We start from the raw sequence: 13,282 nt of genomic DNA, 5'->3' as shown, positions 1-13,282 counted from the left end.
GGCCTTGAGCAGCTCGACGAACCGGTGGGGGCGCCCGGCGCCCCCACCGTCCTCTTCCCTCACATGGCCGTGCGTGCCGGCATGCTCACGTGCGCGTCCAGCGCTGGTTGCTGCCGTTCGAGCAGGAGTAGAGCTGGATCAGGGTGCCGTTGGCGGTGCCGCTCCCGACGGCGTCGAGGCAGAGGCCGGACTGGACGCCGACGATGGATCCGTCGGAGCTGAGACGCCACTTCTGGTTGTCGGCGCCCCAGCAGCTGTAGATCTGGACTTTGGCGCCGTTCCCGGTGCCGGCGGCGTCCAGGCACTTGTTGCCGTAGACCCGGAGTTCACCGGCGTCGGTGTACGTCCACTGCTGGTTGGTGCCGCTGTGGCAGTCCCAGAGCTGGAGCTGGGTGCCGTCGGTGGTGCTGGAGCTGGGCACGTCCAGGCAGCGGCCCGAGGCGACGCCCTTGATCTGTCCGCCGTCGCCGTCTCCGGGAGGCGTGGACGTGCCGCCGTTGAGCGCGTTGAGGACAGCGGTGTACGCCGACTTCTTGCTGCCGTCGTTGTTGAACAGCAGCGGAGTGTCCCCCGACCGCCAGGAGTCGGAGTCGCGCACGCCCCAGACGGTGATGCCGAGGCAGCGCGCGACGGCCAGGCAGTCGTTGGTCACGCTGGCGTAGGTCGTCGGCGAGGCGCCCTGGATGTCGAGTTCGGTGATGGCGACGTCGACGCCGAGGGCCGCGAAGTTCTGCAGGGTGGTGCGGAAGTTGCTGTTGTACGGGCTGCCGCTGTTGAAGTGGGACTGGAAGCCGACGCAGTCGATCGGCACGCCGCGCTGCTTGAAGTCCTTGACCATGTTGTACATGGCCTGGGTCTTGGCCCAGGTCCAGTTCTCGACGTTGTAGTCGTTGTAGCAGAGCTTGGCGGCCGGGTCGGCGGCGCGGGCGGTGCGGAAGGCGACCTCGATCCAGTCGTTGCCCGTGCGCTGCAGGTTGGAGTCGCGCCGGGCCCCCGAACTGCCGTCCGCGAACGCCTCGTTCACGACGTCCCACTGCGCGATCTTGCCCTTGTAGTGGCCCATCACGCCGTTGATGTGGTCGATCATCGCCTGGCGCAGGGTGCTGCCGCTGAGGCTCTGCATCCAGCCGGGCTGCTGGGAGTGCCAGGCCAGGGTGTGACCGCGGACCTTCTTGCCGTCCTGCACGGCCCAGTTGTAGACGCGGTCACCGGCGGAGAAGCTGAACTGGCCCCGCTGCGGTTCGGTGGCGTCGATCTTCATCTCGTTCTCGGCCGTCACCATGGTGAACTCGCGGTTCGCTATCGACGTGTACGTCGAATCGCCCAGCTTGCCCGAGGCGATCGCGGTACCGAAATAGCGGCCACTCTGCGCCGCCGCCGCGCCGAGCGTGCTCTCGGCGGCGTACGCGGTCGGCGGCGTGGCCAGGGCGAGGACGACTCCGAGGACGCCGACGACCAACGTCAGCAACGCCTCTCGCATCCTGCGGCGGACAGCGGTTCGTACCGCGGTTCGGCCAACGGGTCTGGACAGGGCGAACAAGCCCATGACTGTGCCTCCAAGTCGGTTCGAGGTTTCGAACTACGGCCGGTTCCTCAGCGACATGGATGATCGAGTCGTTGACGGTGGCTCGTCAACACATTGCACGCAATAAGTTTCGGTTCTATTTACGAAATTTCGAACGTGGCAGACCGGACAGCCGGTTGGGGCATCCGAATTTCCGTGCCTGCTGCGGTTGACCTGCGCGTTCCCCGTTCCAATCGTGAGAACGTCCGCTTCGCAAAGTTTCGAGATAAGCAAAAGGTCTTGACCCAAGACACGGGCGTTTCTAGCTTATGGCGTCACACCTGCCGGGTCCCTCCGAAATGTTTCGCTCTGAGCGACGCCCGCGCATCCGCTACCCGCGGTCCGGGCCCAGCTCACTCCCCGCCCCAAGGAGCTCTCTCATGTGGGTTCGCCATCTGTCTCCGTCTCCGTCTCCGTCTCATCGCCTCAGACACCTCAAACGCCTCCTCGCCCTCCTCTCGCCGCTGTTACTGCTGACCGTCCTCCTCGGTGCGCAGCCGGCGAGCGCGGCGACCGTCGATCCCAACGCCTCGTACGTGCTGGTCAACCGCAACAGCGGGAAAGCGCTCGACGTCTACAACCTGGCCACCGGTGACGGCGCCCGCATCACCCAGTGGACGCGCAACGACCAGGCCCAGCAGCAGTGGCAGTTCGTCGACGCCGGTGACGGCTACTACCGCATCAAGTCCCGCCACTCGGGCAAGGTGCTCGACGTCTACAACTGGTCCTCCGCGAACGGCGGTTCGATCGTCCAGTGGTCCGACCTCAACGCCACCAACCAGCAGTGGCGCCTGGTCGACAGCTCGGACGGGTACGTGCGACTCGTCTCGCGCCACAGCGGCAAGGCCCTCGAAGTCCAGGGCGCCTCGACCGCCGACAACGCGAACATCGTCCAGTACGACGACTGGAACGGCGCCAACCAGCAGTGGCAGCTCGTGAAGGTCGGCAGCGGCGGAACCCCCGGCGCGTGCGATCTCCCCTCCTCCTACCGCTGGACGTCGACCGGCGCGCTGGCGCAGCCGAAGTCGGGATGGGTCTCGCTCAAGGACTTCACCGTCGTGCCGTACAACGGCAGGCAGCTCGTCTACGCGACGACGCACGACACCGGGACGAGCTGGGGTTCGATGAACTTCGACCTCTTCACCAACTGGTCGGACATGGCATCGGCCCGGCAGAACACGATGTCGGCCTCCACGGTCGCGCCGACACTCTTCTACTTCGCGCCGATGAACATCTGGGTGCTCACCTACCAGTGGGGAGGGAGCGCCTTCTCGTACCGGACATCGAGTGACCCGACCAACCCGAACGGCTGGTCGTCACCGCAGGTGCTCTTCTCGGGGAGCATCTCCGGTTCCGGAACGGGACCCATCGACCAGACGCTCATCGGTGACGGAACGAACATGTACCTGTTCTTCGCCGGGGACAACGGCAAGATCTACCGGGCCAGCATGCCGATCGGGAACTTCCCCGGCAGCTTCGGTACGACCTCGACCGTCGTCATGAGCGACACGACGAACAACCTCTTCGAGGCCCCGCAGGTCTACAAGCTGCAGGGACAGAACCGCTACCTCATGATCGTCGAAGCGATCGGCTCGCAGGGCCGCTACTTCCGCTCCTTCACGGCCACCAGCCTGAACGGCTCCTGGACTCCCCAGGCCGCGACCGAGAGCAACCCCTTCGCCGGCAAGGCCAACAGCGGCGCCACCTGGACCAACGACATCAGCCACGGCGAGCTGATCCGCACCAGCGCCGACCAGACCATGACCGTCGATCCCTGCAACCTCCAACTGCTCTACCAGGGCCGCAGCCCCGCATCGGGCGGAGACTACGGACTCCTGCCCTACCGTCCGGGGTTGCTGACACTGCAACGCTGAGTGCTTGAGCCGGTCTCCGGCGCCGGTGCCGGGGTGCGGTGTCGATGCTTCGGCTTCGACACCGCACCGGCTATCCGGGGAGCTCGGTTTGCCACTGGCGAGGCCACTGTCCCGACGGCGGCGGTGCTCCTCCGATTCCGAGGTCTCCTCGCGCGCTCGGATCGGCGACGTCGGTGAAACCACGGCCCGCGCCGATCCGCTGCGCGATTTGCAACTGCGCTTTCAGGGCGTTGGCGTAGCGACTGTAGGTGTCGAAACGCTTCTCGTCCCACCGCTCCTCACACCGCAGCAAAGGATCACAGCCAGTCGCCCACGGCCACGAGTGTCCTCGCCGACCGATCGGGGCGCCGCCCGGGCTCTGGACAGTCCTCTCGCCGGGTAAAGCCGCCCCCGAGCATCCACCCGAGAAAAGCGGTGCGGCAACGGTCGGGCGCAGAGAACGAGCGGCTCCCATGATCGAGGCATGGACGACACGACCTTGGTATCCCGCTTCCTCCGCGACGGCTACGTCAAGCTGGAGGGGGCCGTCGCGCCGCGCGTGGCGGAGAGCTGCGCGCGGCTGCTGTGGCGGGAGACGGGCTGCGACCCGGACGACCCGCGGACGTGGACGCAACCCGTGCACTGGGTCGGCGGTATGGCGCAGGGGCCGTTCGCCGCCGCGCCCAACTCCCCAGCTCTGCACCGGGCGTACGACCTGCTGGTCGGCGCCGGGCGCTGGGAGCCACGCTATTCGCTCGGCACCTTCCCGCTCCGCTTTCCGCACTTGGAGGAGCCTGGTGATGCGGGCTGGCACGTCGAGGGCAGCTATGCGGTGGAGGGTGAGAGCTGGCCGTTCACGAATGTCCGCTCACGCGGCCGGGCGCTGCTGATGCTGTTCCTCTTCAGCGAAGTGCGGGAGGAAGACGCCCCGACGCGGATCCGGGTCGGCTCCCACCTCGACGTGCCCAAGGTCCTCGCGCCGTACGGGGAACGAGGCGCGAGCGGGCTCGCCATCGCGCCGGACCTCGAAGCGGCGTCCGCTCACCGGCCGCTCGCCCTCGCCACCGGTCTCCCCGGGGACGTCTTCCTGTGCCACCCGTTCCTGGTCCACGCGGCTCAGCCACATCACGGAACACGACCGCGCTTCATGGCCCAGCCACCGCTGATGCCGGCAGCGCCGTACGAACTGGAGCGGGCCGACGGCGCGTACTCACCCGTGGAGACGGCGATCCGCCAGGGCCTGGGACGGCAGGCCACCTCAAGTCCTGCCGGCGCTCTTCCACCGCCGTGCTGCGCTGGATGAGTGCATCGCCTGGCTGGACGCCCGCGGTTACCACGTCACGGCTCTGGACGCGGCTGCCTGGTCATCGCGGGCGGATCTGCTCATGGGGATCGGCGCGGCCCTGGAATTCCCGGACTATCACGGACGCAGCTTCGACGCGTTCAACGACTGCTTCGGCGATGTCGCCTCGTACGCCGCCTACGGGGTCACCCCGGAGGCCACCGGCCTGGTCCTGGCCTTCACCAACTTCGAGACGTTCGCCATGACAGATCCGGAGACCGCGCAAATCGTCCTCGACATCATCGCCGACAACGCCCGCCGGGCCGCATTGTTCGGCCGCCGCGTGATGTGCCTGGTCCACAGCTCCGACCCCCGGATCGCGCTCGCTCCTGTCGGAGCCATGTCCGTCGTGTGGAGCGATGCAGAGAGTCCCGACGCCACGCGACGAGCCCACTGACCCCTGCGGGCCTCTCGTGACGAGACGTTCCTCGGACGGCACACGGCTCATGGTGTGCCGTCAGCTCAACGGAAAGGACGCGGCGAGCACCCGGGCAGAGCCGCGTTCGACTTCTGCGCCGGTCAGGGCGCTGTCCCTGGTGCTCCGCAGCGATCGAGTGCGGCACGGACCCGATGCAGTCCCTCCGCTCTCCAGTGGTCCCGGTCGGGCATCTGGTCGTCCCGGCGCCAGCGCCAGGCCGAGAACAGCGCCCAGTTCAGGGCACGACACTGTAGAAGCAACTCGTGGTCAGCCCCCGCATAATGCTGTCCCGCTTCCTCGGGCGCGTGCGCGAGGTCGAACTCGATCGGTCCACGGCAACACGTGGCCAGATCGACCAGGAGCGGTCCCCTCCTCGTGCTGAGCACGTTGCCCGGATGCGGCTCGCCATGCAACAACTGCTCGCCGGCACTCCGGCTGATCACCGTGTTCAGACCGCCGAGGGCACTGCGCAGGAACTCCCTTTCCTTCGGCGGCAGTTCGGGCGATCGCTTGCGGTCGTTCGCCTCTCTCAGCGCGCTGGCAACCCGGTCGGCGAGATGGGGCGCGGTCAGGTCGATCTTGCGCAGAGCGGCATGGTGGCGCATGAGGACGTCTGCGTGATCGGCCGGCGTGACCTCTGGACCCACGGGTTCGTAGTAGATCCACAGCGAGATGGCGAAACCGTCGCGCACGTACACGCGCGGGGCGGCTCGGGGCTCAAGTCCCCCCACCGGAGCGTCGACGCCGGCGAGACGGCAGGCTACGTCCACCTCGAACTCGGAGTCGGCCAGATGAGTCGAGGGAGCGACGCGCGCCAGGACATCGCACGGAAGCAGGCGCAGCACGACGCGGTCCGAGTCGTTGATGACGACCGCACCGTCGGCCCGCAGGCCCTGCTCAGCTGCGACCGACCGCCCTGCCGCAACGGCCCGACGGAGCTCCGTCGCCTCCATACCGTCCCCACTCTCCGGGCCCGCAGGATGTCCCGCCCGAGACTAACCGGGCACGGCACCCCGGGACAGCCTCACCAACTCACGGAGGGGTCGCCCGGCTGGCGGTACGGCCAGACACACGTGTCCCTGAACCTTACGGATGTATGACGCAAGGCGCCTGCGGGAGCCGTGGACGGGCTTCGGGCACCGGCGCGGACCTACCGTGTCGGGCATGCGTGTTCTGGTCACCGGCGGAGCCGGTTTCATCGGGTCCCACGTCGTGGAGGCGCTGGCCGCCGGCGGCGACGAGGCGGTCGTGTTCGATGTGCGGGAGGAGCCCGCGGCCGACGTGCGCGACCCGGAGAGCGTCGCCCGCGCGCTCCGGGGCGTGGACGCCGTCTGCCACCAGGCCGCCATGGTCGGACTCGGTGACGGCGTCACCGACGCGGCGGAGTACGTGTCGCGGAACGACCTCGGCACGGCCGTGCTCCTGTCGGCCATGGCGCGAGCGGGCGTCGACCGCCTTGTGCTCGCCGGGTCGATGGTCGTCTACGGGGAAGGCCGGTACACCTGCGCCCGGCACGGGGCCGTACGGCCGGGGCCGCGCGCCGTGGAGGATCTCGACGCGGGCCGGTTCGAGCCCAAGTGCCCTACGTGCGAGCGCGAGTTAGAGCCGGGAACCGTCGCGGAGGACGCTCCCGCCGATCCGCGCAACGTGTACGCGGCGACCAAGCTCGCGCAAGAACACCTCGCCGCGGCGTGGGCGCGCAGCACGGGCGGGATCGCGGTGTCGTTGCGCTACCACAACGTCTACGGGCCCCGGATGCCGCGCGATACCCCGTACGCCGGTGTCGCCTCGTTCTTCCGCTCGGCGCTCGCCCGCGGTGCGGCCCCGAGGGTCTTCGAGGACGGTCGCCAGCGGCGGGACTTCGTGCACGTCCGGGATGTGGCGGCGGCCAACGTGGGGGCGCTGGCGGCGCAGCGCGCCCCGGGCACGTTGACCGCGTACAACACCGGCAGCGGAGTGCCGCACACGGTCGGCGAGATGGCGCGGGCGCTGGCCGACGCATGCGGCGGGCCGCACCCTGTGGTCACCGGGGAGTACCGGCTCGGGGACGTCCGGCACATCACCGCCGACTCGTCGCGGCTGCGCGCTGAGCTGGGGTGGCGGCCCGAGGTGTCCTTCGAGGACGGGATGCGGGAGTTCGCCCGGGAGTAGCAGGGACGCCCCGTGTCCACGGCGCCGTCACAACCGTCACCCGGAGACAGGCCCGTGTTCACGGCGCCGTCGGGAGGCCAACCGGGAGCAGGGCCGTGTCACGGCACCGCCGGAAGCGCTCACCCGGAAACAGAGCCGTACTCACGGCACCGTCGCAAGCGTCACCCGGAAACAGAGCCGTGCTCACGGCACCGTCGGCAGCGTCACCTCGAAGCGGCAGCCGCCCGGAATGTTGTGGACGGTGGCCCGGCCCCGGTGGGCCTCGACGATGCCGCGCACGATCGCGAGGCCGAGGCCGCCTCCGGCGGGCGGGGTGCGGGCGTGGGTGCCGCGCCAACCCGTGTCGAAGACGCGCGGCAGGTCCTCCTCGGGGATGCCGCCGCAGCCGTCGGTGACGGAGACGACGACGCCGTCCGCGGCGCGCTCGGCGGTGACGGCGACCGTGCCGTCGGCGGGGGTGCGCCGGATCGCGTTGACGAGGAGGTTGCCGAGGACGCGGCTCATCTCCTTGCCGTCGACCTCGACGGGCACCGCTTCGACCTGGTCCCCGACGAGCCGTACCCCGTGTTCGCGGGCGAGCGGGTCGGCCCCGGCGAGGGCGTCGCCGACGAGGTCGTGGACGGAGATCCGCGCGGGGGTCAGGGCGAGGGTGCCCGCGTGGATGCGGGAGAGTTCGAAGAGGTCGCCGACCATGCCGTTGAGCCGTTCGACCTCGGTGCGCATCTGGGTGAGGTAGCGGGCGGGGTCCGCCGCCACTCCGTCCTCCAGGGCCTCGGACATGGCGCGCAGACCGGCGAGCGGGGTGCGCAGATCGTGTGAGATCCAGGCGACGAGTTCGCGCCGGGAGGACTCCAGGGCGCGTTCCCGCTGCCGGGAGGCGGCGAGTCTGATGCTGGTGGCCTCCAGCTCCCGGCTGACCGCCGCCAGTTCGGCGGTGGCCGGGGTGTGCGGGGCGGCGTAGTCGCCGCCGTCTCCGAACGACCGTGCCGCGTCGGCGAGTTCACGGCTTCGTGCCACGACGTGGCGGCCGAGGACGAGGGCCGTGGCGAGGGAGACCACGGCCGCCATCGCCACCACGGTGGTGACGACCTTCAGGTCGTGCGGGGACAGGAACATCGCCCAGGCGACGGCGAGCGTGCCCGCGAGCATCGCGACGACGCCCACGGCGGAGACGACGGCGAGGGACACGGTGAGGGAGCGGCGGCGCAGCAGCCGCAGGGCCACGGCTCCGACGAGACCGGAGGAGGCGGCGCCCGCGAAGGCGTAGAGGGCGATGAGGAGGTTGGCGTGCACCGTCAGGCCTCCAGCCCGGCGGTGGGCCGGTCGGCCTCGAAGCGGTAGCCGACGCCCCACACCGTCTGGATCAGGCGCGGGCGGGCCGGGTCGTCCTCGACCTTGCCGCGCAGTCGCCGGATGTGGACGGTGACGGTGGACAGGTCGCCGAACTCCCAGCCCCACACCTCGCGCATCAGGTCCTCGCGGCTGTACGCCCGTCCGGGGTGCCGCAGGAAGAACGCGAGGAGGTCGAACTCCCGCAGTGTGAGGGCGAGTTCTGCGCCGTCACGGGTGGCGCGTCGGGCTGCGGGGTCGACGGTGAGGCCCGCCGCGCGCACCGGGCGCCGCTCGGTGTCGGGGCGGGCGCGGCGCAGGACGGACTCCACGCGCAGCACGAGTTCGCGGGGGCTGAAGGGTTTGGTGACGTAGTCGTCGGCGCCGACCTCGAGGCCCAGGATCCGGTCGTCCTCGTCGCCTCGCGCGGTCAGCATGATGACGGGGACCGGGCCGCCGGCGCGCATCCGGCGGCACACCTCAAGGCCGTCCATGCCGGGCAGCATCAGGTCGAGCACCACGAGGTCCGGGCGGTGCGCGGCGGCGCGGGCGAGGGCGGCGGGGCCGTCGGCGGCGCGGTCGACGACGTGACCGGCGCGGTCCAGGTAGCCGGCGACGACCTCGGCGACGGTCGGATCGTCGTCGACGACCAGGACCCGGGACCTCGGCTCCCCGGTGGCGCCGCTCGTGGGCGCGTGTGACTCGTGCATGGCTCCAGAGTGGCACCCCCGGCCCGCGGACCGGGGGCCCGAGGTCGCGGGAGCGGGCGGACGTCCGTGTTTCGTAAGGAGCGGGCGCCCGTTATATCCCTTTGGTGCTCGTAGGGTGAAAGCCGTGACAACCCCACCATCACCGGTCGACGTCGTCCTTCCCTGCCTGAACGAGGCCGAGGCCCTCCCCTGGGTCATCGAACGTATTCCTCCCGGCTGGCGGGCGATCGTCGTCGACAACGGTTCCACGGACGACTCCGCCGCCCTCGCCCGTACCCTCGGCGCCCAGGTCGTGCACGAACCCCGGCGCGGCTTCGGCTCCGCCTGCCGCGCGGGGCTCGCCGCCGCCCGCGCCGACATCGTCTGCTTCTGCGACTGCGACGCCTCCCTCGACCCGGGCCGCCTCGTGCCCTTCGTCGACGAGGTGCGTGCGGGCCGCTCCGACCTGGTGCTCGGACGGCGCCGGCCGGCGGAACGCGGCGTCTGGCCGCTCCACGCCCGCGTCGGCAACCGCGTCCTGGCCCGCATGGTGCGCCGCAGGACCGGCGTGCCCCTGCACGACCTCGGCCCCCTGCGCGCCGCCCGCCGCGAGGCCCTCCTCGCCCTCGGCCTCACCGACCCGCGCAGCGGCTACCCGCTGCAGATGGTGGTGCGGGCCGCCGACGCCGGCTGGCGGATCGCCGAGCACGACGTGCCGTACCTGCCGCGCAGCGGCAAGTCGAAGGTGACCGGCACATGGCGCGGCACCTGGCACGCGGTGCGCGACATGCGCGGGGTCCTCACCGAACCGCCGCCGCGGGAGCCGTCCCGTACGACCGCCTCCCCGACGGGAGGACGCGCGCGGTGAACACGAACACTCTCCTCGTCATCGCCAAGGAGCCGCGCCCCGGCCGGGTCAAGACCCGGCTCACCCCGCCGTTCACACCCGACCAGGCCGCATCGCTCGCCGAGGCCGCACTCGCCGACACCCTGCGCGCGGTCGCCGCCGCACCGGCGGCCCGGCGCGTCCTCGTTCTCGACGGGCAGCCGGGGCCCTGGCTGCCGCCCGGCTTCGACGTCGTACCGCAGTGTGCGGGCGGGCTCGACGAACGGCTCGCCGCCGCCTTCGCCGGGTGCCCGGGCCCCGCGCTTCTGATCGGCATGGACACCCCGCAGGTCACCCCCGCCCTGCTCGACGTGGGCTTCGACACCTGCGACGCCTGGTTCGGGCCCGCCCTGGACGGCGGCTTCTGGGCCCTCGGCCTCGCCGTACCCGACCCGGCGCTCCTGCGCGGCGTCCCCATGTCGACACCGGAGACGGGCCGACTGCAACGGGCCAGGCTCGTGGCCGCCGGACTGCGCGTGCGCGACCTGCCCGCCCTGCGGGACGTCGACACCGCGGACGACGCGCACGCCGTCGCCGCCTCGGCCCCCGAAGGCCGCTTCGCCGCGCGCCTCGCGCACTGTTCGCCGGCGGTACGCCGATGAGCGCGCCGCCCGCCACCGCGCCCTGGGCGAACGCCGACCCGTACGCGCTCGCGCTGCGTGCGGGCCGGGGCCCGCTCTTCCTGCGCCGCGCCGACGGCTGGCTGCTGCCGCTGGAGGTGGAGCGCTGGTGCGCGCGGGCCGACGCGGTGGACCGGCAGGTCCTCGACCGCTGCGAGGGCGCGGTCCTCGACGTGGGCTGCGGACCCGGGCGGCTCGTCGCGGAGCTGGCCGCGCGCGGCAGGACGGCCCTCGGCATCGACGTCAGCGAGGCCGCCGTCGACCGCGCCGAGCGTCTCGGCGGCCCGGCCCTGCGCCGCTCCGTCTTCGAACCGCTGCCGGGCGAGGGCCGCTGGGACACCGTGCTCCTGATGGACGGCAACGTCGGCATCGGCGGCGATCCGCGCGCCCTGCTGGAGCGCGTCGCCCACCTCCTCGCTCCCGGCGGCCTGCTGATCGCCGAGACCGCTGCGGTGGAGGTGGACGAGCGGGCCCAGGTTCAGGTCGTCGACGTCGCGTCCGGCCTCCGCGACGAGGGCCGCCCCTTCCCGTGGGCGCGCCTCGGAACCGAGGCCCTGCTGCGGCACGCGGCACGGACGCGGCTCACGCCGGTCGCTCAGTGGTCCGCCGACGGCCGCCGCTTCGCCGCCCTGCGCTCCCGCAGCACTGAGCAGATCAGCAGCAGCGCAGAGCCCCCGAACAGCGCAGCGGTGATCAGCAGCCAGTGGGTGAGGAACGGGGCCGCGGACAGCCCCGTGGCCGAGCGGTAGCGGGCGTCCAACGAGCCGCTGATCAGCGGAGACCAGACGAGCAGCAGCAGGAGGGACAGCGCGGCCGGGACCCGGACGTATCCGGCCCGCGCCCGCTGTCCCACCGCGCCCGTCGCCGCCAGCAACGCCCGGTCCGCGGCCGAGTACAGCGGGACCAGCACGAGATCATGCAGCAGCGCGGCCCCCACGATCCACAACGCCACCCCGAGCCAGTCTTCGGCGAACAGCCGCACGCCCGCGTAGGCGGCGAGCGCGAACGAGCAGGCGAGCACGGCGAGTTGAAGAGGGCTGCCGAGCGGAAGCAGCCGGGGCAGGGCCCACTTGCGTGTCCTCATGTCTACAGCCTTCCGAACGTCATCCGGGCCACCCACTTCGTGTTCAGCACACCTGGCGCGGCGGGCACGATGATCCGCGCCGGGAAACCGTGATCCGGGGAGAGGGCGGCACCGTTCACGTACAGGGCGAGCAGGGAGCGCGGGTCGGCCACCTGGTTGGCGCGCAGCGCGGCGTGCCGGAACGCGCCGTGGCGCTGGAGGGACTCGACGAACACGTCCGGTGGTTCGCCGTCGTGGCCGACGAGCGCGGCGAGGTCCCGCAGCCGTACCCCGCGCCACCGCTGGTCGGACGTCGACCAGCCCTCCACGCAGGCGATCGGCAGCGAGGCGCCGTGCTGGGCGAGCGCGGCGAGCTGCGCCCGGCTGAGGCGGACCGTGCCCGTGCGGCCGGTGACGACCAGCCGCCAGGTGTCCGCGGCGGTCTCGGCCGCGCCGACACCCGCGTAGGCGGCGGTCTTGTTGATCTGGAAGCCGTGCGGGCCACCGCCGGGTTCGGTGCCGCCGTGCGGGGCGAGCAGTGCCGTGGGCCGCAGTCCGTCGAAGCTCCGTCCGACGGTCGTCGCGAAGAGCAGTGCGGATCCGCCACCCACGAACCACAGCGCGCCCCGTCGGGAGACGGTCGGCGGATCAGGGTCCGGCGCGACCAACTCCGGCCGTTCATCGACCTGCTGGGCCTGTCGGTGTCCGCGCATGGCCCGTACGTTGCGCAGCGCGGTCGGCGTCTTGAGCGCGGCGTGCGCCAGGAACGCGGCGATGAAGACCCAGGCGCCGTAGAAGTGCAGCGGGTAGAACGAGCCGGGAAAGAGGTAGTCCAGCTGGACGTTGAGGATGCCCGTCGCGAACTCGAACAGGCCGCCGCCCACAAGGAGGAGCAGGGCGAGCCGCTCCAGGCCGTGCGCGAGCGAGCGGACCGGCGGCAGCGTGAAGAGGCGGGGCAGCACGGACCACAGCTTGGCCAGGAGCACGGGGACGAGGGTGACGCCGAGCGTGACGTGCACGCCCTGCGTGAGCCGGTACAGCCAGTGCGGGCTCGTCGGCCAGGCGAAGAGGTAGAAGCCGAGCAGCCCCTTGTCCGGGGTCTTGTCGTTCACCGCCGCCAGGTCCGGGTTATAGGCGGCGTAGGAGAGGAGCCCCGTCACGAAGAGCACGGTGATGCCGACGAGCAGGACGAGCCCGAGCACCGAGGTGAACCCGGGGCCGCGCAGCGGGCTGCGCCAGAAACCGGGAGAGGCAGGGGAACGAGGGGTGTCGCGCATGCTGCGACGGTAGGCCGGGCGCACCCCTCCGCGGCCCGCGCGACCCATGACGAAACGCTGACGTCCGGCCCGGGCGGCCCGGTCCGGACG

General features: G+C 71.3%; 12 protein-coding genes. 7 read left to right on the top strand and 5 right to left on the bottom strand.

The features are described 5' to 3' along the window. Positions 1 to 85: 85 nt before the first annotated feature. A complete protein-coding gene (locus N5I75_RS37645) occupies positions 86 to 1,546 on the bottom strand; it encodes an endo-1,4-beta-xylanase (RefSeq protein ID WP_476684710.1) in 1,461 nt (486 codons plus the stop codon). 398 nt (positions 1,547 to 1,944) lie between these two features. Here N5I75_RS37645 and N5I75_RS37640 point away from each other — a divergent pair, with 398 nt between their 5' ends. The 3 genes from N5I75_RS37640 (at position 1,945) to N5I75_RS37630 (ending at position 5,156) form a co-directional block, all read left to right on the top strand. Next, the gene (locus N5I75_RS37640; protein ID WP_476684708.1) at positions 1,945 to 3,438 is read left to right on the top strand and encodes a non-reducing end alpha-L-arabinofuranosidase family hydrolase; all 1,494 of its coding nucleotides are present in this window, start codon (positions 1,945 to 1,947) and stop codon (positions 3,436 to 3,438) included. Between the two features lie 463 nt (positions 3,439 to 3,901). Next, positions 3,902 to 4,720: a phytanoyl-CoA dioxygenase family protein gene (locus N5I75_RS37635; RefSeq protein ID WP_476684707.1), complete on the top strand. Its 819-nt coding sequence runs from the start codon at positions 3,902 to 3,904 to the stop codon at positions 4,718 to 4,720. Continuing rightward, positions 4,683 to 5,156, top strand: coding sequence for a barstar family protein (locus N5I75_RS37630; protein ID WP_476684938.1), 474 nt, complete (start codon positions 4,683 to 4,685; stop codon positions 5,154 to 5,156). Before N5I75_RS37635 ends, N5I75_RS37630 begins: the two co-directional genes overlap by 38 nt. 122 nt (positions 5,157 to 5,278) lie before the next feature. Here N5I75_RS37630 and N5I75_RS37625 read toward each other — a convergent pair whose 3' ends face one another. Then, entirely contained in the window at positions 5,279 to 6,130 is an 852-nt protein-coding gene (locus tag N5I75_RS37625) for a phosphotransferase (RefSeq protein WP_476684706.1), read from the bottom strand. Between the two features lie 211 nt (positions 6,131 to 6,341). Between N5I75_RS37625 and N5I75_RS37620 the strand changes: the two genes are divergently transcribed. Next, a complete protein-coding gene (locus tag N5I75_RS37620; RefSeq protein WP_476684705.1) occupies positions 6,342 to 7,328 on the top strand; it encodes an NAD-dependent epimerase/dehydratase family protein in 987 nt (328 codons plus the stop codon). Between the two features lie 183 nt (positions 7,329 to 7,511). On the opposite strand, the gene N5I75_RS37615 is transcribed toward N5I75_RS37620, so the two are convergent. Together N5I75_RS37615 and N5I75_RS37610 are read right to left on the bottom strand one after the other, a co-directional pair. Then, on the bottom strand, positions 7,512 to 8,621 hold the full coding sequence (locus N5I75_RS37615; RefSeq protein WP_476684704.1) for a sensor histidine kinase: 1,110 nt from the start codon (positions 8,619 to 8,621) through the stop codon (positions 7,512 to 7,514). Between the two features lie 2 nt (positions 8,622 to 8,623). After that, a complete protein-coding gene (locus tag N5I75_RS37610) occupies positions 8,624 to 9,367 on the bottom strand; it encodes a response regulator transcription factor (protein WP_476684702.1) in 744 nt (247 codons plus the stop codon). 124 nt (positions 9,368 to 9,491) lie between these two features. On the opposite strand from N5I75_RS37610, the gene N5I75_RS37605 reads away from it, so the two are divergent. Genes N5I75_RS37605 through N5I75_RS37595 form a run of 3 tightly spaced genes read left to right on the top strand, consistent with a single transcriptional unit; the run spans position 9,492 to position 11,601 of the window. Beyond that, positions 9,492 to 10,214, top strand: coding sequence for a glycosyltransferase family 2 protein (locus tag N5I75_RS37605; RefSeq protein WP_476684701.1), 723 nt, complete (start codon positions 9,492 to 9,494; stop codon positions 10,212 to 10,214). Further along, positions 10,103 to 10,834, top strand: a complete 732-nt coding sequence (locus N5I75_RS37600; RefSeq protein WP_476684700.1) for a TIGR04282 family arsenosugar biosynthesis glycosyltransferase — start codon at positions 10,103 to 10,105, stop codon at positions 10,832 to 10,834. Before N5I75_RS37605 ends, N5I75_RS37600 begins: the two co-directional genes overlap by 112 nt. Then, entirely contained in the window at positions 10,831 to 11,601 is a 771-nt protein-coding gene (locus N5I75_RS37595) for a class I SAM-dependent methyltransferase (RefSeq protein WP_476684698.1), read from the top strand. Before N5I75_RS37600 ends, N5I75_RS37595 begins: the two co-directional genes overlap by 4 nt. Before the next feature lie 337 nt (positions 11,602 to 11,938). Here the strand turns inward: N5I75_RS37595 and N5I75_RS37590 are convergent, their stop codons facing one another. Beyond that, entirely contained in the window at positions 11,939 to 13,192 is a 1,254-nt protein-coding gene (locus N5I75_RS37590) for a molybdopterin-dependent oxidoreductase (RefSeq protein WP_476684697.1), read from the bottom strand. Positions 13,193 to 13,282: the final 90 nt, after the last annotated feature.

The organism is Streptomyces sp. R818 (assembly GCF_056172735.1).
Note: the sequence above shows the minus strand (reverse complement) of the source record. Positions and strands in the feature narration are given on the sequence as shown.

Bases quoted from the DNA above. Each gene is read 5' to 3' on its own strand.
- N5I75_RS37645 (WP_476684710.1), bottom strand. From the start codon at position 1,546: ATGGGCTTGTTCGCCCTGTCCAGACCCGTTGGCCGAACCGCGGTACGA.
- N5I75_RS37640 (WP_476684708.1), top strand. From the start codon at position 1,945: ATGTGGGTTCGCCATCTGTCTCCGTCTCCGTCTCCGTCTCATCGCCTC.
- N5I75_RS37635 (WP_476684707.1), top strand. From the start codon at position 3,902: ATGGACGACACGACCTTGGTATCCCGCTTCCTCCGCGACGGCTACGTC.
- N5I75_RS37625 (WP_476684706.1), bottom strand. From the start codon at position 6,130: ATGGAGGCGACGGAGCTCCGTCGGGCCGTTGCGGCAGGGCGGTCGGTC.
- N5I75_RS37620 (WP_476684705.1), top strand. From the start codon at position 6,342: ATGCGTGTTCTGGTCACCGGCGGAGCCGGTTTCATCGGGTCCCACGTC.
- N5I75_RS37610 (WP_476684702.1), bottom strand. From the start codon at position 9,367: ATGCACGAGTCACACGCGCCCACGAGCGGCGCCACCGGGGAGCCGAGG.
- N5I75_RS37600 (WP_476684700.1), top strand. From the start codon at position 10,103: ATGGCGCGGCACCTGGCACGCGGTGCGCGACATGCGCGGGGTCCTCAC.
- N5I75_RS37595 (WP_476684698.1), top strand. From the start codon at position 10,831: ATGAGCGCGCCGCCCGCCACCGCGCCCTGGGCGAACGCCGACCCGTAC.
- N5I75_RS37590 (WP_476684697.1), bottom strand. From the start codon at position 13,192: ATGCGCGACACCCCTCGTTCCCCTGCCTCTCCCGGTTTCTGGCGCAGC.